Origin of the sequence: Amycolatopsis sp. WAC 04169 (genome assembly GCF_003947535.1) — a bacterium.
Taxonomy (GTDB): Bacteria; Actinomycetota; Actinomycetes; order Mycobacteriales; family Pseudonocardiaceae; genus Amycolatopsis; species Amycolatopsis keratiniphila.
Map to the genome: position 1 here is coordinate 446,526 of NZ_QHJI01000004.1, position 20,914 is coordinate 467,439.

At 72.9% G+C, this 20,914-nt stretch carries 5 protein-coding genes; 4 read left to right on the forward strand and 1 reads right to left on the reverse strand.

Features of this window, described 5'->3' with window-relative positions:
* The first annotated feature begins 115 nt into the window (after window positions 1–115).
* From DMC61_RS11120 to DMC61_RS11130, 3 genes are all read left to right on the forward strand, one after another.
* Complete coding sequence (locus tag DMC61_RS11120; RefSeq protein WP_158634085.1) at window positions 116–8,047, forward strand: non-ribosomal peptide synthetase; 7,932 nt, start codon at window positions 116–118, stop codon at window positions 8,045–8,047.
* Window positions 8,044–14,958: a non-ribosomal peptide synthetase/MFS transporter gene (locus tag DMC61_RS11125; protein ID WP_125688999.1), complete on the forward strand. Its 6,915-nt coding sequence runs from the start codon at window positions 8,044–8,046 to the stop codon at window positions 14,956–14,958. Before DMC61_RS11120 ends, DMC61_RS11125 begins: the two co-directional genes overlap by 4 nt.
* A 143-nt stretch (window positions 14,959–15,101) precedes the next feature.
* Entirely contained in the window at window positions 15,102–15,623 is a 522-nt protein-coding gene (locus DMC61_RS11130) for a hypothetical protein (protein ID WP_125689001.1), read from the forward strand.
* Between the two features lie 92 nt (window positions 15,624–15,715).
* Here the strand turns inward: DMC61_RS11130 and DMC61_RS11135 are convergent, their stop codons facing one another.
* Window positions 15,716–18,223 (reverse strand): tetratricopeptide repeat protein, encoded by a 2,508-nt coding sequence (locus DMC61_RS11135; protein ID WP_125689003.1) that lies wholly within the window; start codon window positions 18,221–18,223, stop codon window positions 15,716–15,718.
* Between the two features lie 144 nt (window positions 18,224–18,367).
* On the opposite strand from DMC61_RS11135, the gene DMC61_RS11140 reads away from it, so the two are divergent.
* Window positions 18,368–20,896, forward strand: coding sequence for a tetratricopeptide repeat protein (locus DMC61_RS11140; RefSeq protein WP_125689005.1), 2,529 nt, complete (start codon window positions 18,368–18,370; stop codon window positions 20,894–20,896).
* Window positions 20,897–20,914 lie beyond the last annotated feature (18 nt).

Below are 20,914 nucleotides of genomic sequence, written 5' to 3' on the forward strand. Positions count from 1 at the left end.
CCGGAAGTTGCCGTCCGCGCAGTTTCCGGTCGGGTTTCCTGGTCCGGACGCCGTCCCGGAAGTTCAATCTGCCGAGGTCGGCGAACTCCGGCCGGGTCACGAGGGGATTCAGCGGTTGCGGGCAGATCTGGGCGGGTTCGAGCGGGTACACGAGGCGTTCGAGGCGCAGGCGAAAAGGACACCCCACCGCTGTGCGCTCGTCGCAGGCGACGAACGGCTGAGCTACGCCCGGCTGGACGAGATCGCGAACACCGTCGCGCACGCGCTGCTCCGTCGTGGGGTGGCCCGGGGTGACCTCGTCGGTGTCTGCCTGCGCCGCGGCCGGTGGCTGGTACCCACCCTGCTGGGGATCCTGAAGGCGGGCTGCGCGTACGTCCCGCTGGACCCGGCCGCTCCCCCGGCCCACGGCGCGTCGGTCGTCGCGGACTCCGGGCTGTCGCTGGTGGTGGCGGACGAACCGGATCCGGCCGCGCTCGCGGACGCCGACGTGCCGGTGCTGGCCGTCGGGGACGTCGTCTCCGCGCCCACGACCGCCCCCGCCGTCCCGGGTTCCGGCACGGATCTCGCGTACGTGATCTACACGTCCGGCTCCACCGGCAGGCCGAAAGGTGTCCAGGTCGAGCATCGCAACGTGCTCGCCTTGCTGGCGTGGGCGGCCGCGACCTACACCGACGACGAACTGCGGGGTGTGCTCGGCGCTGCGTCGGTGTGCTTCGACGCGTCCGTCGCCGAGGTCTTCCCGCCCCTGGTGACCGGCGGGGGCCTGGTGCTCGCCGAGAACCTGCTCGCGCTGCCCGGGTTGGCCGCACGGGACGAGGTGACGTTCGTGCAGGGCGTCCCGTCCGTACTGGCGGTGCTGGCGCGCACCCCGCTGCCGCGTTCGGTGCGGACCGTCGCGATCGCGGGCGAGGCACTGCACCGGTCCCTGGTCGATCGCCTCTACGCCAACGAGGGCGTACGGCGGATCGTGAACTGCTACGGCCCGACCGAGGCGACGGTGAACTGCTCGTGCCACGAGGTCGGCCGGGACGAACCGGGCGACCCGCCGATCGGCACCCCGCTGCCCGGCGCCGCGTTCTCGGTGCGGGACGCCGACGGTCGCGTGCTCGGCGACGACGAGGTCGGGGAACTGTGGGTCAGCGGGGCGCTCGTGACCCGGGGCTATCTGGGGCAGCCGGAGCTGACCGCCGAGAAGTTCGTGGTCGACTCCGGCGGTGTCCGGCACTACCGCACCGGTGACCTGGTCCGCGCCCGCGACGGCGTGCACCACTTCGTCGGCCGCGCCGACGACCAGGTGAAGGTGCGGGGTTTCCGCATCGAACCGGGACAGGTCCAGGCGGCGCTCCTCACCCACCCGGCCGTCGGCAACGCGTTGGTGCTCGCGCCCGCCGACGAGCACGGGGAACGCCGGCTCGTCGGGTTCGCCGAACCGGCCGGTGATCCGGTGACCGAGCAGGAACTGTTGCGGTGGCTGCGCTCGCGGCTGCCCGCGCATCTGGTGCCGTCACGGATCGCCGTACTCGACGCGATCCCGCTCGGCACGACCGGGAAGGCGGACCGGACCGCGCTGGCGGCGTGGGTGTTCGACCGCGAGGACGTCGAGTACGTCGCCCCGGGCACCGAGGCCGAGCGGCTGGTCGCCGAGGCGGTCGCGGCCGCGTTCGGGCTGCCGGGGATCGGTGCGCACGACCGGTTTTCCGAGTCGGGCGGGCATTCACTGGCCGCGGCGCGCGCGGTCGCGCGACTGCGGGAAGACACCGGCCGGGTGGTGACGCTGGCCGAGTTCCTCTCCGACGGCACGGTGGCGGCGGTCGCGCGGCGGCTCGCGGACGCCCCGGCCGCGGCGCCTTCCTTGCCGCTGGAGGAAAACCCGGGGGCCTTTCCCTTGACCGGCATCCAGCGGGATCTGTGGACGCTCGCCCAGCTCGGCTCGACCGGCACCGCGACGACCGTCGCCTGGCGGCTTCGGCTGCGCGGCCGGGTCTCGGAACCCGCGCTGCGGGCCGCCGCGGACGCGCTCGTCGCACGGCACGAGGTGCTGCGCGGCACGATCGGTGACCACGACGGCGAACCAGTCATGGTGGTGGGCCCGCCCGTGCGGGTTCCCATGGACGTACACGACCTGCGCGGACTTGCCGACGCTGATCGCCGGGCCGGCGAACTGGCCGCGGCCGCCGCCCGGCACGCTTTCGACCTCACCGTCGACACGCCACTCCTGCGGATCACGCTGCTCCGCCTCGCCGACGACGTGGCCGATCTGGTCGTCGTGTCCGACCACATCGCGACCGACGGTGCGTCCATCGGCGTGCTCATGGCGGAACTGGCCGGCGCATCGGCGGCTTCCTTCGCGCAGGTAGGCGCGGTGGCATCGCGGGAATGCGCACTCTCGCGGGTGCCCGGTGAACGGGACCGGCTGGCGGCGTACTGGTCGGAACAGCTGGCGGGCGCGACCCCGCCGGACGCCCTGTTCGACCGCACCGCGCACGGCCGGCGGCGCTTCGGCGGGGAACGGATCAGCACTCCCTTGCCCGAGTCGCTGGGATCGGCGGTGCGGGCGCTGGCCGAATCGACCGGGGTGACGCCGTTCGCGGTGTACCTGTCGGCGCTGGGACTGCTGGTCGGCGAACTGGTGCGGGGCCAGGACGTGCTGCTGGGGATGGCGGCCGCGTACCGGGACCGGCCCGAGCTCGAACACACCGTCGGGCCGCTGGTCGACGTCCTGCCGGTGCGGTTGCGGCTCGACCCCGGCACGTCGTTCCGCGATCTGCTGCGCTCGGCCATGACCACGGCGGCGCGCGCCATCGACCATCGTGGGCTGCCCAGCGGTGAACTCGCCGGGCTGTGGGGCGGCGACCGGCCTGCCGGAGTGCCGCTCACGCCCGTGTCGATCGCGGTGCAGCCGGACGGTCTCCCGCTGTCGGTCCACGGACCGGACACGCGGCTCGACCTGCTCGGCGAGCTGCCGACCGGCGGCAGCCACAACCCGCTGACGGTGTTCGTGAACACCCACGCCGACGGCACCGAGCTGATCGTCGAGCACGACCCGTCGTGGCTCGCCCCCGACCGCGCCCGCTGGTTCTCCCGTTCCCTGCTGCGTTTTCTGCACATAGCGGTGTCCACACCGGACACTGCGCTCTCCGAACTGACAGTGGCGTCGGACGGCGAACTCGCCGAGCTGACGAGGTGGGGCACCGGCCCCTCGCTGCCCGCCGACGACGCGAGTGGGGTGCCGGACGCCGTGTGGCGCACCGCGTCGCGGACACCGGACGCGGTGGCGGTGTCGTCGGAAGACGGCCAGCTGACGTACGCGGAACTGGTGGGGCACGCGGACCGGATGGCGCGCGTGCTCGCCGCGTCCGGGGTGACGGCGGGTGACACGGTCGGGGTGTGCCTGCCGCGCGACGAGTTCCTTCCCGCCGCGCTGCTCGCCGTGTGGCGGGCGGGTGCGGGGTATCTGCCGCTCGACACCGGGCAACCCGTCGCCAGGCTGGCCCAGCTCGCCGATGAGGCGGGGCTGCGCGTCGTGCTCACCCGTGGCGGCGCCGAGCCGATGGCGGCGGAGGTCGCCGACGCCGTGCCGGGCTTGCGCGTGGTCAGTGCCGACCGGGCCGACGGGGTGACCTTCGAGCCGGTGCTGCCGGACGGCGACGCGCTCGCCTACGTGCTGTACACCTCGGGGTCGACCGGGCGGCCCAAGGGGGTCGAGATCAGCCACGAGAACCTGCACGCGTTCATCCGTTCCCGGGGGCTCCTCCCGGGCATGACGCGCGACGACGCGATGCTCGCGGTCGCGCCGCTCGCCTTCGACGTGTCCGCCGAGGAACTGTGGTGGCCGCTCACCACCGGCGCGCGCTGCGTCGTCGCCGACCGCGACACCGCCGTCGACGGCCACGAGCTCGCGCGGCGGATCGCGGGGAGCGGTGTCACGGTCGTCGATCTGACCCCCACGAGCCTGCGGATGCTGCTCGCCGCGGGCTGGACCGGCGACCCCGAATTGCGGCTGCTGCTCGGCGGCGAGGTGCTCGACCCGGATCTCGCCGCGCGGGCCCGGCCGCTGGTCGGCGAGCTGTGGAACGGCTACGGCCCGACGGCGCGCTCGGTCGCGGCGACCGCGCACCGGGTCACCGAGCACGACCGCGACCGGGTCCCGATCGGTTCGCCGACGCCGGGCGCCCGGCTGTACGTGATGGACGAGGCGGGCAGGCTCGCGCCGCCCGGCGCGATCGGTGAGCTGTGGATCGGCGGCACCGGTGTGGCGAGCGGCTATCGGGCGCGGCCCGAACTGACCGGGTCCGCGTTCGTCGCCGACCCGGTGCGGCCGGGCGAACGCTGCTACCGCACCGGTGACCTCGTCCGGTGGCGCCCCGACGCGACACTGGAGTTCGTCGGCCGCGCCGACGACCAGGTGAAGGTGCGCGGCAACCGGTTCGAGCCGGGCGAGATCGAGTCCGTCCTGCGTGGACTGTCCGATGTGGACGACGCGGCGGTGACGGTGGCCGCGGACGGCGTGGACGCGCACGTGATCGGCTATCTCACTCCCGCGACCGTCGACACGGCGGCCGTCGAGCGACGGCTGCGGCGGGTGCTGCCCGCCTACATGGTGCCGACTTCGTGGTGTGTCTTGGACGCGCTCCCCTTGCTGCCCAACGGCAAACTCGACCGGCGCGCGTTACCGCCGGCGTCCGTCGCCCGTCCGGCCACGGTCGCGCCGCTGTCGGAGGCCGAGGCGGCGGTCGCGCGGGTGTGGCGGGAATGTCTCGAATTCGACGGGGAAATCGGCCCGGACAGTGACTTCTTCGCCCTCGGCGGCCGGTCGCTGGCGGCGACCCGGGTGGTCGGTCTCCTGCACACCCGGCTGAGCCGCCGGATCGCCGTCCGCACGTTGTTCGACCACCCGGTGCTCGCCGACTTCACCGCACGGATCGGCGAGGAAGCCGGCCGCCCGCTCGTCGCCCGCGAGGATCCGGCCGCCCCCGCTCCGCTGTCGCCGTCGCAGCGCATGCTGTGGTTCGCGGCGAAGCTCGACCCGGACAGCGCCGCCTACAACTCCCCCACCGTGCTGCGGATCCTGGGCGCACTGGACGCGCCGAGGCTGTTCCGCGCGATCCGCACGCTCGCGGCGCGCCACCATGTGCTGCGCAGCCGGTTCACCGAGATCGACGGGGAGCCGGTCGCACTCCTCGGTCCGGTCGACGCCGTGCCTTTGTCCATAGTGGACGTTCATGAACCCGACCTGGCCGCGGCGGTGACGGCGGAGATCCGGCGGCCGTTCGCGCTGGACGCCGCTCCGCCACTGCGCGTGGGCCTGTTCCGGCTCGCCCCGGATCACCACGTGCTGGCCCTCACCTGCCACCACATCGCCACCGACGCGACCTCCCAACGGCTCCTGCTGTCCGAAATGGACACGTGGTACCGCACGGAACCCGGCGGCCCGCCACCCTCGGTCCAGTACGCCGACCACGCCGCACGGGAACGCGAGCAGGACCGCGCGGCCGGGCTCGACTGGTGGGAGCGGCGGCTCGCGGATCTGCCCGCGTTGCGGTTGCCCGCCGACCGGCCCCGCCCCGCCGTCGTGGACCGGACGGCCGACGAGGTCCCGGTCCGGCTGCCCGCGGACGTCACGGAACGGGTCCGGGTACTGGCGCGCGCGACCGGGACCACCCCGTTCACGGTCCTGCTCGCGACGTGGCAACTGCTGCTCGCCCGGCTGGCCGGGGTGCGGGACCTCGCCGTCGCCGTGCCGCACAGTGGCCGCCGCACCGCCGAACTGGCCGAAATGGTCGGCTTCTTCGTCGACACCGTGGCCGTACGTGCCGATCTGGGATCCGACGTCCGCTCGGGCCGCGACCTCGTGGCCAGGACCCGCGACGCGGTGCTCGACGCGTTCGCGCACGCCGACGTGCCGTTCGACGAGGTCGTGCGGCGGCTCGCGCCGGAGCGGGATCCGGCGAGCACTCCGGTGTGCCAGGTGATGATGAACGTCCTCGACGGGCAGGCGGCCGCGACCCTCGGCGACCTGGCCGTGACGGTGCTGCCGCAACCGGTCGCCACCGCGCTCTACGACCTGAACCTGGACCTCGCCGAAACCGGTGACGGGTACACGGGCAGGCTCGTGTACCGCACCGGCCTGTTCGAGCGGGACACGGTCGAGCGCTGGGCCCGCTGGTACGGCACGCTCCTGGACCGGCTCACCGCCGATCCCGGCGCCGCACTGTCCACACTAGACATCCTGAACGACGCGGAACGTGCCGCGCTGCTCACCTGGGGAACCGGGAAACCGTTACCCGCCACCCGGACCGTGGTCACCGACGTGCTCGCCCAGCAGCACGGCGCGATGGCGACGTCATCGCCTACCGGCCGGCTGTCCTACGCGGACCTGGCAGCCTGGTCGGCACAGGGCGCCCGCGGTCTGCTCGCCGCGGGAGTCGCCCCCGGCGAGGTGGTCGGCGTATGCCTGCCCCGCGACGAATACCTGCCCGCCGGGCTGCTCGCGGTGTGGCGGGCGGGTGGCGCATATCTCCCGCTGGACCCCGGCCAGCCCGCGGACCGGATCGCGGCGCTCGCCGCAGACGCCGGGATCCGCGTCGTCGCCGCCCGCGGCCAAGCGCTGGACGCGGCCCGCGCCGCGCTGCCGCACCTGACCGTCGTCGACCTCGACGCTCCCGTCACGAACACTCTCCCGCTGCGGGAGCCGGGCCAGGACGATCTCGCCTACGTCGTGTACACCTCCGGTTCGACGGGCAGGCCGAAGGGTGTCGCGGTCACGCATCGGAACCTCGCCGCGCTGGTCCACGCCTTCCGCGAAGTCACCGGCGTCCGGCCGTCCGACACGTGGCTCGCGGTCGCACCGCTCGCGTTCGACACGGCCACCGGCGAGATCTGGACGACGCTGACCGCGGGCGCGCACTGCGCGATCGCCGACCGGGACTGTGCCGTCGACGGGCACGCGCTGGTCCGGCGGCTCGTCTCGACCGGCGCGACCCGGTTCAACCCGACACCGACCACCTTGCGGATGCTCGTCGCCGCCGGACTTCCCGATCTGCCGGGACTGCACGTGCTTTCCGGCGGCGAAGCCCTCGACGTCGCGCTGGCGCGGCAGGTCACCGCCCGGGTCGCGAGCCTGCACAACTGCTACGGCCCCACGGAGACCACCATCACCGCGACCACCCATCTGGTGACCGTCACCGATCTGGCGGCCGACCGGCCGATACCGATCGGCGGGCCCCTCGGCGGCACCCTGCTCACGGTGGTCGACCCGTTCGGCCAGACCGCGCTTCCCGGCGCGGTCGGCGAGTTGTCCATCGGCGGCGCCGGTGTGACACCGGGCTACCGGGACCGCCCGGAGCAGACCGCGGCCGCCTTCGGCACCGATCCGTTGCACGGGGCCCGTTCCTACCGCACCGGCGACCTGGTCCGCTGGCGCGCCGACGGCGCGCTGGAGTTCCACGGCCGCGCCGACCACCAGGTGAAGATCCGCGGCAACCGGGTCGAACTCGGCGAGGTGGAGCACGTGCTGCGCACGGTCGCCGGAGTGACCGACGCGGTGGTCGTGGTGCGTACCGGAGAAGGCGAACCGCATCTCGTCGGCTACCTCACCCCGTCCACTGTGGACACGGACGCGGTGGCGGCCGTGCTGCGCGGCCGGTTGCCCGACTACGCGGTGCCTCACCGCTGGGTACCGCTCGACGCGTTCCCCGCCACCGCGACCGGAAAGGTGGACCGCGCCGCGCTGCCCGCTCCGGCGGCGGCGCAGCCGGACAGCGAGCCGGAGTCCGCGGTCGAAGAACTCGTCGCGGCGATCTGGGCCGAGGCGCTCGGCCGGGAACGGGTCGGCGCGCTGGACGACTTCTTCGGTCTCGGCGGACATTCGCTCGCCGCGACCAAGGTCGTCGGCCGTCTCGGCGAGGCGCTCGGTTTCCCCGTGCCGGTGCGGTGCCTGTTCGACCGGCCGGTGCTGCGGGACTTCGCGACGGAACTGGAACGGATCGCGATGACCGCCCTGGCGGAAGACGGCACCATCGATGTCCCGGCGGGGAGCACGGCATGACCGATTCACTGATCACTCCCGCGCAACGACGTATGCGCGAACTGCTCGCCGACCGCGCCGCCGCCGCACTACGTGCCGGCGGGCCCGCCGCGGAGCCGGCCATCCCCCGGCTCCCTCGCGACGGGTCACCGGTGCCGCTGTCGTCCGCGCAGGCCAGATTGTGGTTCCTGGCCCGTTTCGAACCCGGCGGCCACGCCTACAACCTGCCGCTCGTGCTCGAACTGACCGGACCGGCCGACGAGACCGCGCTCCTCGCCGCGGTCCGTGACGTCGCCGACCGCCACGACGTGCTCCGCGGCGTGTACCGGGAAATCGACGGCGAGCCCATGCGCTGCGCGGGTCCCGGCGTCCCGGTGTCCACTATGGACGTGGTGGCGGAGGAGCTGGACGCCGCCGTGGCCGCCGAGGCCATCCGTCCGTTCGCGCTCGGTGACCTGCCGCCGATGCGGGCGGTGTTGTTCCGCGTCACCGCGGACCGGCGTGTGCTGGCGTTGACGTTCCACCACATCGCGATGGACGCCCCGTCGGCGGCGGTCGTGCTCGACGACCTCGCCGCCTGCTACGCGGCCCGCCTCGGCGTCCGCGACGTACCGCCGCCACCGGCGCTCCAGTACGCGGATCTGGTGGCGTGGAACGGTTCCGGGCCGGACACCGCCGAGGCCGACCTGGACTGGTGGCACGAGCGGCTCGCCGGGCGGCCCCCGGTGCTGGAGCTGCCGACCGACCGGCCCCGTCCGGCCGTGGCCGGGGACGAGGGCGCCGAGGTCGCCATCGAGGTGCCCGCCGCGCTCACCGCGCGGCTGCGGGAGATCGGCCGCACCACCGGCGCCACCCCGTTCATGGTGTTCCTCGCGTGCTGGCAGACCTTGCTCGCCAGGCTGGCCGGGACGACCGACGTGCCGGTGGGGGTGCCCGAGTCCGGGCGGCGTCACCCGGACGCCGAACGGGTCGTCGGCTGCTTCGTCGACACGCTGGTGCTCCGCACCGACCTCGCCGGGGCGGCCACCGGCCGCGAACTGCTCGCCGCCGCCCGGGACACGGTGCTCGACGCGTTCGCGCATACGGGCGTGGCGTTCGAGCGGATCGTGGAGCGGGTCGCGCCCCGGCGCGGGCTCGACGCGTCGCCGATCTTCCAGGTCATGCTCAACGTGCTCGACGAACCGTCGCGGGCGCCCGAACTCCCCGGCCTCACCACCCGGGTCACCGAACCGCCGGTGCGCGGCGTCAAGTTCGACCTGAGCCTCGCGCTGTCCCGGTCCGGCGACGGCTATTCGGGCGGGCTCGCCTACCGCACCGACCTGTTCGACCGGGGTACCGCGGAACGGATCGCCCGCTGGTTCCTCACGCTCGTCGACGGGATCACCGCGGACCTCGACCGGCCGGTGGCCGAGATACCCGTCGAGGTCGTCACCTCCCCGGCGCTGGCGGGGCCGGCACCGGAGCGGACCGGACTCCGCCCCGTGCACACCCTGATCGAGGCCGCCGCCGACCGCTTCCCGGACCGGATCGCCGTCGTCGGCGCGACCGGCTCGCTCACCTACCGGCGGCTCGACGAGCGGGCCAACCGGATCGCGCACCGGCTGCGGGCGCTCGGCGTGCGCGCCGACGAGCCGGTCGAGCTGCTGCTCGAACAGGGCACGGACGTGGCGTGCGCGGTGCTGGGCATCATGAAATCCGGCGGCGCGTACCTGCCGATGGACACCACCTATCCCCAGGCGCGGGTGGCGACCATCCTCGCCACCGCGGGCGCGCGGATCCTGCTCGCCGAACCCGGCCTCGCCGTCACCGTTCCCGAGGTCACCGTCCTGACAGTCGACGACGCGGTCGAGGGTCAGCCCGGGACCCGGCCGGACGTCCCGGTGGCGGGGCACGACCTGATCCACGTGATCTTCACTTCGGGTTCGACCGGTGCGCCGAAGGGGGTCGCGGTCGAGCACCGCAACGTCGCGCACTACCTGTCGGGCATGCTGCCCCGGCTCGGCGACGTGGCGGGCGCGTCGTTCGCGGTCGTCTCCACCCCGGCGGCCGACTTCGGCCTCACCTGCGTGTACGGCGCGCTGACCACCGGCGGCACCGTCCACCTGGTCGAGCGGGACACCGCGATGGACCCGGAATCCTTCGCCGATTACCTGGCCGAGCATCCGGTCGACGTGCTCAAATGCGTGCCCAGTCACCTGGAACTCCTTGCCCGGCACGGAGATCTGGCCGCCGTGCTGCCGGATCGGCTGCTGATCCTCGCCGGTGAGGCGTGCCCGTGGTCGCTCGTCGAGCGTGTCGAGGCGGCCCGTCCCGGCCTGCGGGTGCAGAGCCACTACGGGCACACCGAGAGCACGATGATCTCGATGACGTGCGACGTGTCGACCGTCCCGCCGCACGAGCGCACCGGATACGTCCCGCTCGGCACGCCGCTGCCCGGGGTCGTCGGTCATCTCGTCGACGCGCGCGGCGCGGTCGTGCCCGACGGCATGACCGGCGAACTGGTGATCGGCGGGCCGCAGATCACCCGCGGCTATCTCGGCGACGACACGCAGACCGCGGCCCGGTTCGTGCCCGACCCGCTGGGCACCGGCGTGCGCTGCTTCCGCAGCGGCGATCTGTTGCGGGTCCGTGCCGACGGCACCGTGCAGTTCCTCGGCCGCGCCGACGACCAGGTGAAGGTGCGCGGCCACCGGGTGGAACTGGGCGAGGTCACCGCCGCCCTCCGCGACATCGACGGTGTCGCCGAGGCCGTGGTGCTGCCCGTCGGCTCCGGCATCGACCGGCGCCTGGCCGGTTGGCTGGTCGGGCCCGGGCTCGATGTGACGGCCGTGCGTCGGACGCTTCGGGAACGCCTGCCGGACTACCTGGTGCCCGCCTCGCTCACGGTCCTGGATCGCTTGCCGCTCAACGCGAACGGCAAGATCGACCGGGCGGCACTGCCCGACGCGGCCGAGCGCGCACCCGCCGCCCGGCGGCCGGTGGCGACCCCGGCCGAACGGCTCGTGGCGCGGATCTGGGGCGACGTGCTCGGGATCGACGGCCTCTCCGCCGACGACGATTTCTTCGCCGCCGGCGGGCATTCCTTCGCCGCGGCGCGTGTCGCGGGGCGTCTCGGTGAGGCGCTGCGCCGCGACGTCGCCGTGCGCACGGTGTTCGAGCATCCGGTGCTGGCCGACCTCGCCGCCGTGCTGGCCGCCGATCCGGACGGCGTTTCCGGCGGCGCGCCCATCCCCGTGCGGCCGGACCCCGAAGCGCCCGCTCCGCTGTCGTCCGCGCAAGCGCGGCTGTGGTTCCTCGAACTGCTCGGCCCCGGTTCGGCTTATCACGCCGATCTCGTGCTGCGGCTGCGCGGGCCGCTGGACGCGGCGGCGATGGCGCTCGCGGTGCGGGACGTCGCCGCCCGGCACACCGTCCTGCGCACCGTCATCGAGGAGCGGGACGGCACCCCGGTGGCCGTTCCGGTGCCCGCCGACCGCGTTCCGGTGTCCATTGTGGACATCGCGGCCGACGAGGTGGACGCGGCGTGCCGGGCGGAACTGGCCCGGCCGTTCGCGCTCGACCGGGAGCCGCCGCTGCGGGCCTCGCTGTTCCGGATCGACGGCGACGAGCACGTCCTCGCGCTCACCGTGCACCACATCGCGACCGACAACTGGTCGCGCGGCGTCATCGGAACGGACCTCGCCGACGCGTACGCCGCCCGGCTCGCGGGATCGGCACCGGACGCGGCCCTGCCCGTCCAGTACGCGGATTACGCCGCCTGGCTGGCCGCCCGTGCGCGCGACGAGGACCTGGACTGGTGGTGCGACCGTCTTTCCGGGCTGCCGCCGCTGCTCACGTTGCCGACCGACCGGCCCCGGCCGGTGGTGGCCGAATGGTCCGGCGGGCACGTCCGGTTCGCCCTGCCCGCCGCGCTCACCGCACGCGTGCGGCAGGTCGCGGCCGAGACCGGCGTGACACCGTTCATGGTGTTGCTGGCCTGCTGGCAGGAACTGCTCGGCCGCCGTGCCGGGACCGATGACGTCGCGGTCGGCGTGCCGGAGTCCGGACGGCATCATCCGGACGTCGAGTCGACGGTGGGCTGTTTCGTCAACACGCTCGTGCTGCGCACGGATCTCGGCGGCGACCCGACCGTGCGGGAGTTGCTCGGCCGGTCCCGCGAGACCGTGCTCGGCGCGTTCGCGCACGCCGAGACACCGCTCGAACGGATCATCGAGCGGCTGCGGCCGGAGCGATCCGTGGGCGCGACGCCGATCTTCCAGGTGTTGCTGAACGTCCTCGACCAGCCCGCGACGCCGCCCGCCATCCCGGGTGTCGAGGTGACGGCCGTCCGCGACGCGGGCGAGCAGGTGAAGTTCGACCTCAGCATGGTGCTGGTCAACGACGGCGACACCTATCTCGGCGGCCTCGCCTACCGGGCCGACCTGTTCGACGCCGGTACCGCCGAAGAGATCGTCGCCGACTTCCAGGCACTTCTGACCGGGTTGCTGTCCGATGTGGACCAGCCGGTCGCCGCGGTCGGTCCGGCCCGCGCCGGGTCCCGCCCGGTCACCGCGCCCGGTCCCGTGCCGGTGACGGGTTCGCGCGCCCCGGAAACGCCGACGGAGCACCGTGTCGCACAGGTGTGGGCACAGGTGCTCGACGTGGCCGAGGTCCGCGCCGACGACGATTTCTTCGCGCTCGGCGGCCATTCGTTCACCGCGGTCCGCGCGGTCCGGCTGATCGACGAGCGGCTCCGGGTCATCGACCTGTTCCTGCATCCGACCGTCCGCGAACTGGCCGCCCATCTCGACGCCGGACGGGAGAGCGACGACGGGCGCCTGCTGCACCGGCTCTCCCCCGCCCGCACGGGCACGCCGGACGTGACGCTCGTCTGCGTGCCCTACGGCGGCGGCTCGGCCGCGGTGTTCCAGCCGTTGGCCACCGAACTCGCCGCCGCCGCACCGGAGATCGACCTGCTCGCCGTCGAACTGCCCGGCCACGACGTGGCGCGGCCCGACGAGACGTTCCGCACCGTCGACGAGGTCGTGGACCTGCTGGCCGACGAGATCGGCCGGACCGTCACGGGTCCGGTCGCGGTGTACGGGCACTGCGTCGGCTCGGCGGTGGCCACCGCGCTCGCCACCCGGCTCGAAGCCGACGGCCGCGCCGTCGCCGGTGTGATCGTCGCCGGCAGCTTCCCCGCCGCACGCCTGCCGGGGAGGCTTTCGGCCTGGCTCCAGCGCCGGTTCCCGCGCGAACGCTGGGTGGCGGACCGGCTCTACCGGGACACCCTGCGGGCCACCGGCGGTTTGCTGGACGACATGGACGAGGCCGCGAGCGCGGCGATGCTGCACGCCCTGCGGCACGACGCCGGGCAGGCGCAGGCCTGGTTCGGCCGCGCGCTCGACCCGGACGCCGGGCAACGGCCCCGGCTCGCGGCGCCGATCCTGTGCGTGGCCGGGTCGAGCGACCCGGCGACCGAGCTGTACCAGGAGCGGTACCGGGAGTGGGGCGTGTTCGCCGACCGCGTCGAACTGGCCGTGCTGCCCAAGGCCGGGCACTACTTCCTGCGTCACCAGGCCGCCGAGGTCGCCGCACTGCTGCGGGACCGGCTGTCCCGCTGGGCCGCCGGTGACCTGCCGCCCGCAGTCGACGACGTCCCGGTCGCCGCGGCGGCGACCCGGCGCGGGCTGCGCGCGTTCTACACCGTGGCGGGTGGCCAAGCCGTGTCGATGATCGGCAACGAACTGAGCGCGTTCGCGCTCGGCGTGTGGGCGTACCAGCTCAGCGGGCGCGTCATCGACCTCGCGCTGGTCGTGTTGCTCGCCCGCGTGCCGAGCATGCTGCTGACGCCGGTCGGCGGCGCGCTCGCCGACCGGGTGGACCGCAGGCGGATCATGCTGTGCTGCGATCTGACGAGCGGCGCGGCGATGGCCGTGCTCGCCGTGCTGGTCGCCTTGGGACGGCTGGATCTCCTGGCGGTATGCCTGATAGTCGGGGTCATGTCGGTGGCGTCGGCGTTCCACCGGCCCGCCTACCTGGCGGCGATCGCCCAGCTGGTGCCGAAACCGTATCTGCCGCAGGCCAACGCGCTCGCCGACATGGGCGCCGGGCTCGGCACCGTACTCGGGCCCGTGCTCGGCGGTGTCCTCATGGGACTGTCCGGGCTGACCGGGGTCGTCGTGGTCGACGTCGCCACGTTCGCGATCGGCGTGACCACCCTGGTGCTGGTGCGGTTCCCGGACCGGATGTCCTTCACCCGGGTCGAACCGTTCACGCGAGCGGTCGCCGGCGGCTGGAAGTTCGTGCTGCGCCGCAGACCGCTGCTGGTGATGATCGGCTATTTCGCGGTGGTCAACTACTTCACCGCCGTGATGTGGGTGGGGCTCACGCCGCTGGTCCTGTCGATCGGCTCGACGGGCGAACTGGGTGTGGTCAGCGCAATCGGCGGGATCGGCGCGGCGGACGGCGCGCTCGTCGTGATCACCTGGGGCGGCACCACGCGCCGGGCCACCGGCATGATCGCGTTCGTCATCGGCTCCGGGCTCGGGGTGGCGCTGATGGGTGCGTGGCCTTCGGTGCTCGTGGTCGCGATCGGCCTGTTCGTGCGGCTGGCGTGCATGAGCATCGGCAACGCGCACTGGCTGTCGATCATCCAGACGAAGGTCGGCCAGCATCTGCAGGGCCGGGTGCTCGCGATCAACGTCATGCTGGCGACCGCCATGCAACCGCTCGGGTTCCTGACCGCGGGACCGCTCGCCGATCTGCTCGGCGGTTTCGCCGCGCTGATGGTGGTCTCCGGTGCCGTACTGGTGGTGTGGGGCGGGCTCGGCCTGCGATACCGGCCGCTGCACGACATCGAGGAACTGCTGCCGGACGCGGCACCGCCCGCGGAGATCGACGCCGACCTCGACCGCGTGCAGGCACTCGCCGACCGGGATCTGGTGCGGTGACCCGGTTTTCGAACAACCTCGATCAAGGTCGTCGCTCAAGATCATTGTCCGGTTCCCCGCGTCGCCGTTAATGTCTGACGTAGCCGAATCACCGGCTGATGGAAAATATCCGATCGAGCGCGAATTCGAGAAAGAGACGCATTTTGAAGAAATGGACGACACGGGTCACGACCGGCCTCGTGGTCGCGGGAATGGCGCTCGCCATGCAGAGCGCGCCTGCCATGGCCGAGGAGGCCGATGACAGTGGGGTCGGGGTCGAGGTCGAACTGACCGAAGAGGTCCCGGCGGGCGACGTCACCGCCGCCTGCGGCGGATGGCGTGGCGATTTCGCCGGCTACGGCAAGTGGCGGGTGTCCAAATCGGACTGTGCTTGGATCTCCTTGGATTCGAAGAAGAACCCGCAGCACCGCCGCTACAAGTGGCAGATCCCGCCGGGCAGCAACACCCGGGTCTGTGTCCACGCGCAGGGCCACTACTACAGCACTTCCAAGAAGAAGATGGTCACGAAGTGGACCACGGCGGGATGCGGCACGAGCGGCACCGTTCTCGTGCGCTGGTCGGGTATCCCGAAGAAGAGCGGTGGCTACTACGGCCACGCCGGCTACCCCAAGGTGCGGGCGAAGGTCCAGCCGGGCTTCGGCGGCGCCGCGTACAGCTGGAAGTAAATCAGCTAGCGCCGGAGGCGTGGTGAAGGCTCCCTTTGTCGCATCAGGCGCGGCGAAGGGAGCCTTCGGCCCCACTCTCAACCATCAAACGGCTAGCACAGGCCGATCTCGGTGAGCAGGGCCCGCGCCATCCGCCCGTGTTCGTCGGCCGTGCCGGTGTCTCCGGTGACGGCCGCACCGCGCTCGATCCCCTGGTGCGCCTGCGCCTGCTCATAGCGATCGCCCAGTTTCTCGGCGACCGCGAGCGCTTCGCGGTGCCTGGTGATCGAGCCCGCGGCGTCCCCTTTTCCACCGAGCGCGATGCCGATTCCGTTGAGCGCCTTGACCTCGAACTCGCCCAAGCTGTTCTGGCGCGCCAGATCCAGTGCCTCGTTCAGTTGCGTCAAGGCGTCGTCGTGCTCGCCCAGCCGCGCGAGCAGCACGCCGATGTGGAGCAACGCCTCGGTCTCCGGGAACCGGTAGCCGAACTCGCGTGCGGTGACGAGCGCCCGCCGGTAGTGGCCGAGCGCCTCGGCGGAGTGACCCTGCTGCTCGCGCACCGTGCCGAGGTTGCCGTAGGTCAGGCATTCCCCGACCCGGTCCCCGACCTCCAGCATGATCTCCAGCGCCTCGTCGAGGTACGCCGCGGCCTTGTCCCAGTCACCGACGCGCATCGCACTGTTCCCCAGGTTGCCCAGCGCGCGGCCCTCGCTGGTGCGGTTTCCGGTCGCCCGGTGCACGAGCAACGCCTGCCGGTAGCAGTCCTCGGCCGCCGCGAAATCACTGAGCCGGTCGAACGCGTTGCCGAGGTTGTTCAGTGCCCGCGCCCAGCTGGCGCGGTCCCCACCCGCCTCGTACCGCTTGAGCGCCTGCTTGAGCTGATCGATGCTCTCCGGGTAACGGTTGGAACGCAGGTAGACCGCACCGAGGCTTATATGCGCGCTCGCCTGGACCAGCGGATCGGCGGCGCGGATCGCGATACCGTGCACGATCTCCGCGTCGGCGAAGCGCAGCGCGTTGTACAGGTACCGGTTCAGGATCGGCGACATCATGGCCGCGTCCTCACCTCTGCCCTGTTCCTCGGCCAGCGCGGTGATGCCCACCAGGTTGTGCCGTTCGGCGTCCAGCCACGCCGTCGCCGCCGCGAGGTCGGCGAAGTCCGGCGCCGGAACGTCCGAAGTGGACACTTCGGGCCTGCGGTCGCGTTCATGCGGGGCGTACAGGTCCATGGCGCGGCAGGCGGTGTGCCGGTAGTAGTCGAACAAGCGCCCGAGTGCGGCCTGCCGCGCGGAAGCGGCGTCCACGTCCCGCGCCAGCCCCGCCGCGTAGAGACGGACCACGTCGTGCAGGCCGAACCTATCGTGGCCGCGCCGCTGCACCAGGCTGCCGGCGACGAGTTCGCCCAGAAGTTCTTCCGCCGTGCGCAGGCCGGCCCCGGCGAGCGCGGCCGCCGCGCGCGTGTCGACGTCGCGGCCGGGATGGATGGCGAGGAGCCGCAGCAGCAGCGCGGCCTCGGCGGGCAGGTCCGCATAGGACAGACCGATGGCGTTCTCCAGCTCGTCCTCGACCCGCAGGCTGTCCCGGCGTTCCGCGAGCCGGGCGGCGTGGTCGCGCAACGTCCAGTCGCGCCGGTTCCGGATGCGGCCGGCCACCACCGTCAACGCGAGCGGCAGATGCCCGACCAGTTCGGTGATCCGCGCGGCGGCCTCGGTGTCCTCGGCGACCTCGGCCGCGCCGACCAGCCTGCGCAACACGTCGAGCGACTCGGTCCACGGAAGCGCCTCCAGGTGCACGGACCGGGCACCCGCCAAACCGGTCAAGCGCCGTCTGCTGGTGATCAGCACGACGCCGCCCGGCCGGTCCGGCAGCAGTGGGCGCACCTGGTCGGCGTCCGCCGCGTTGTCCAGCACCACGACCGGCTGCCGGTCCGCGAGCAGCCGCCGGTAGGTGGCCTGCCTGCCCGCCGGGTCGAGACGGTGGATCTCCCCGCCCGGCACCCCGAGCCGCCGCAGGAACTCGTCCAGCACCGCGAGCGGGTCGGCGGGCGCGCGGTCGGCGTCGTAGCCACGCAGATCCGCCCACAACCGGACCGTGACGCCGTCACGGTCCGCCAGCCGGTGCGCGGCACGGACGGCGAGGCTGGTCTTGCCGACGCCTGCCATACCGTCGATCACCACCGGCGACCACCGCTCGCCGTCCGCGGGACCGGTGATCTCGGCCAGCTCGGCGTGCCTGCCGACGAACTCCGTGCCGTCGGCGGGCAGCTCGTCCGACACGGTCACCCACGACGAATCGGCGGTGAGCCCCGCGATCACCTGGCACACCTGCCGCCACCGGGCCACCACCGCCTCGTCGGCGGTGAGCGCACGCACGATGTCCGCGACGAGGTCCGCGTCGACCCGCCGCCGACCCGGCCGCAGGCAGCGGTAGACCGTGTTGAACACCGGCAGATCGGGGTTCCCCACCGCCCGCCGTCCACGCACGACACGCCGGTGCAGCTCCCGATAGGACACGCCGTGCCGGCTGCGCAGCGTGTTCAGCCGGGCGGCCAGCTCGTCGAACGAACCGGCGCCCAGCGGCTCCGGCGGCGCTCCGCCCTCGTCCGTCCGGTCGGGATTCACGATCGGGAAGGGTAGTCCGGATGGCCGATCCGCACTGTCCAAACGGGAGAGTTCACCGGCCACCGAGTTCGCCGATCCGGCCCATCGGCCGTTGCTCTCGACTAAGGTCGACCGGCATTCGGTTCACGTGTCCAGGGGGTTCCCGTGACGGAAGAGCAGCCGCCGAGCCCGGTCGGAGCCCGGTCGTACGACGAGCTCTCCCAGCGGCTGAGGCAGGCGCTGGCCTGGGCGGGGTTGACCCACCGGGAGCTGCACCGGCGGGTGCGGCGCCTGCGCACGGCCCGCGGGACGGCCGACCTGCCCGCCTACAACACCGTGTACCGCTGCCTGCTGCCCGGACGCAAACGGCTGGACGTCGAGCTGGTCGTCGACATCGCGGCCGTACTGCTCGGCATGGACGTCGCCGCGGAATGGCGGCAGGCGCACCGGGTGATCACCGGGGACGCCACCGAGGCGGCCGTGATCAGCGTGGCCGACCACCTTCCCTCCGGGGCCGGCGGATTCGTCGGCAGGCAGGCGCAACTGCGCCGGGTGCTGGCGGCGGAACCGGACGACGCCGGGGTGTGGGCGATCTCCGGAATGGCCGGGGTCGGCAAGACGCGGTTCGCCGGCGAGGCCGCGCGGCTGCTGGCCGAACGGGGCCGGTTCGCCGACGTGCGGCTGGTGGTGAACCTGCGCGGCTTCGACGCGGACCGGCCCGCCGCCGACCCGGCCGCGGTGCTCGAAGGGTTCCTGCGCCGGCTCGGGGCGTCCGGGAGCGAGATCGGCTGTCTCAGCCTCGCCGGCCGGAGCGCGCTGTTCCGCCGTCTGCTGGAGGGACGGCGCGCGCTGATCCTGCTGGACAACGCGGCGTCGGTCGACCAGGTGCTGCCGCTGCTGCCCGGCCTCCCGACCTGCCTGGTGCTGGTCACCAGCAGACGCCGCCTGGTCGAGTTGACCGCGGCCCGGCACGTGGCGCTCGACGTGTTCACGCCGGAGGAGTCGGTCGAGTTGCTCCGCGACGGAATCGGCGACGAACGCGTCGACGCGGAGCGGGGCGAAGCGGCCGACATCATCGAACTGGTCGGCCGGTTGCCGCTGGCCCTCGCACTGGTGACCCGGCGGCTGGCCGCTTCGGACGAGTGGACGATGGCCGACCACCGGGACCGCCTCGCCGATCTGCGGACCATGCTGCGGCTGGACGACGGGGTCGAGGTCGCGTTGCGCACGTCGTACGACGAACTGGCCGAACCGGACCGGGCGCTGCTCGGCCTGCTCGCGATGTACCCGGGACGCGATTTCGACGACCACGCGGCGGCGGCGCTGGCGGGCGTCGAGGTCGGCGTCGTCCGCGGCCGGCTCGACGATCTGGTCGCGGCCAGCATGGTCACCGCCCGCGGGTCCCGGTTCGAACTGCACGACCTGGTGCGGGTCTTCGCCGAGAAACGCGTCCGCGAGAGCGTCCAGGCCCGGGTGCGCCGGGCCGCGGTCGGCAGGCTGCTCGACTTCCAGCTGGCCACCGCCCGCGCCGCGCTCGTCACCTGTTACTCGCACGAGGCGGACCGGTGGCGGGACCTGCCCACCCCCGCGGTGCAGGCCCTCGTGTTCGACGGAGCGGACGAGGCGATGGCATGGCTGGACACCGAACGGGTCAACCTGGTCGTCGCGTCCGGCTGGGCGCTGGGCGAGGGGCGCGACGAGCACGTGACCCGGCTGGCGTGCGTGATGACGAGCTATTTCGAGGCCCGCGTGCGCGTGAGTGACGCACTCGCCCTGTTCAGCAACGCCGCCAGGGTCGCCTCCGGTGTCACCCGAGGGCACGTGCTGAACGGCCTCGCCATGATCCATTGGCAACGGGGGGACGCCGCCGAATCGCTCGCCGTCCTGCAGGACGCGATCTCCGAATTCGACGCCGCCGGTGCATCCGATTACGTCTTCAACCTGTCGGGGAACGTGGGCCTGTTGCTGGCCGGTCTCGGTGATTACCGGGCCGCGCTCCCCTGTTTCCGGCGGGCATTGGAATTCGCCGTCGCGACGGACAACGAGTCGTTCCGGGCCCGGCAGTTGTGCAATATCGGCGTCGCCGAGCTGCACCTGGGAAATCATTCCGCCGCCGTCGACCACCTGTCCCAGGCCCTGGACGCGACCAGGGCGAGCGGTGATCACCTCTGTGAATGCCGGACGCTCGACGGCCTCGGCACCACGTTCTGGCGAATGGGAAGGGACACCGAGGCCTGGGCCTGTTACGAGCAGGCGCTCGCCGTGGCGAGGCAGACGCACAACCGGGGCGACGAGGGCAAGGTGCTCAACCATCTCGGTGTCCTGCTCGTCGCCGCCGGACGGTTCGACGAGGCGTTGGCGCATCACCGGCAGGCCATCGATCTGGCGAGGGAGATCGGCAGCCGGGAAGGCGTGCTGACCGCGAGCACCGACCTGGCGGCCACCCTGCTCACCGCCGGGCGATCGGCCGAAGCCGTCCGCTGCCTGCGGAAGGCGATCGAGTCGGCGACCGCGGCGGACAGCCGCTACGAACTGGCGAGAGCCCAAAGCGGACTCGCCGACGCGCTGTTCGCCGACGGTGATCCGGTCGCCGCGCGGCGGCACCGGCGGACCGCGCACGCCGCGTACACCGAGATGGGGGTGCCGGAGGCGAGACCGATCAGTTTTCCGCACCGCGACCGTCTGTACGGGTGAGACCGACTCACCGGAGGC

Coding starts and splice junctions, on each gene's coding strand:
- DMC61_RS11125 (WP_125688999.1), top strand. CDS start 8,044: ATGACCGATTCACTGATCACTCCCGCGCAACGACGTATGCGCGAACTG.